A 766-nucleotide genomic window follows, 5' to 3' on the forward strand; every position below is an offset into this window, starting at 1 on the left:
AATTTTTAGGAGGATATTTAACAATGAAAAAAATCGCTACAGCTACAATTGCAACTGCAGGAATCGCTACTTTCGCATTTGCACACCATGACGCACAAGCAGCAGAACAAAATAATGATGGGTACAATCCAAACGACCCTTATTCATATAGCTACACTTACACAATCGATGCTGAAGGTAACTACCACTACACTTGGAAAGGTAACTGGAGTCCAGATCGTGTAAATACTTCATATAACTATAATAATTATAATAACTACAACTACTATGGTTACAATAACTATAGCAACTACAATAACTACAGTAATTACAACAATTACAACAACTATCAATCAAACAACACGCAATCACAAAGAACAACTCAACCGACTGGTGGTTTAGGCGCAAGCTATTCAACATCAAGTAGTAATGTTCACGTTACAACAACTTCTGCGCCATCATCAAACGGTGTATCTTTATCAAACGCTCGCTCAGCATCTGGTAACTTATACACTTCAGGTCAATGTACATATTATGTATTTGACAGAGTAGGTGGCAAAATCGGTTCAACGTGGGGTAACGCAAACAACTGGGCAAACGCTGCAGCACGTTCTGGTTACACAGTAAACAATTCACCTGCTAAAGGTGCAATCTTACAAACGTCACAAGGTGCATACGGACACGTAGCATACGTTGAAGGTGTAAACAGCAATGGTTCAATCAGAGTTTCAGAAATGAACTACGGTCACGGTGCAGGTGTTGTCACTTCACGTACAATCTCTGCGAG

At 39.6% G+C, this 766-nt stretch carries 1 protein-coding gene; it reads left to right on the forward strand.

The features are described 5' to 3' along the window. Positions 1–23 precede the first annotated feature (23 nt). Positions 24–766, forward strand: a 743-nt coding sequence (locus HMPREF2576_RS01555) for a CHAP domain-containing protein (protein WP_002470670.1), incomplete at its 3' end; no start/stop codon positions are given.

Origin of the sequence: Staphylococcus sp. HMSC063F05 (assembly GCF_001837075.1) — a bacterium.
GTDB lineage: Bacteria > Bacillota > Bacilli > Staphylococcales > Staphylococcaceae > Staphylococcus > Staphylococcus epidermidis.